Source organism: Streptomyces doebereineriae, assembly GCF_031845645.1.
Taxonomy (GTDB): domain Bacteria; phylum Actinomycetota; class Actinomycetes; order Streptomycetales; family Streptomycetaceae; genus Streptomyces; species Streptomyces canus.
In genome coordinates this window covers 1-420 of the sequence record NZ_JAVREZ010000449.1, presented here as the reverse complement: position 1 = coordinate 420, position 420 = coordinate 1, and the positions used below count along the sequence as shown (strand labels likewise).

The window sequence follows — 420 nt, the reverse complement described above, 5'->3', positions numbered from 1 at the left end:
ATCGCGGACCGGCTGGACGACCGTTTCCGCCTCCTCACCAACGGGAGCCGGACCGTGCTGCCCCGCCAGCAGACCCTGCGCGCGGTCGTCGACTGGTCCTGGGAGCTGCTGGACGGGGCCGAACGGGCCGTCCTGCGCCGCCTCGCCGTCTTCGCGGGCGGCTGCTCCCTCGCCGCCGCCGAGGAGGTCTGCGCCCTGCCCGCCCCGGCCGACGGGGTCGCCGTCGACTCTCTCGACGTGGCCGCCCTGCTCGGCTCCCTGGTCGACAAGTCCCTCGTCGTCGCCGCGCCCGGCGAGGACGCGGAGATGCGCTACCGGCTGCTGGAGACCGTGGGGGAGTACGCGGCCGAGCGGCTGGCGGAGGCGGGGGAGCGGGACGCCGTCGAGCGGCGCCACCTGGTCCACTACCGCGAACTGGCC

The 420-nt window shown here is 76.2% G+C and carries 1 pseudogene; it reads left to right on the top strand.

Annotated features, from left to right (window positions below):
- Positions 1-420: pseudogene (locus RNB18_RS52725) on the top strand (AfsR/SARP family transcriptional regulator); the annotation flags it as partial.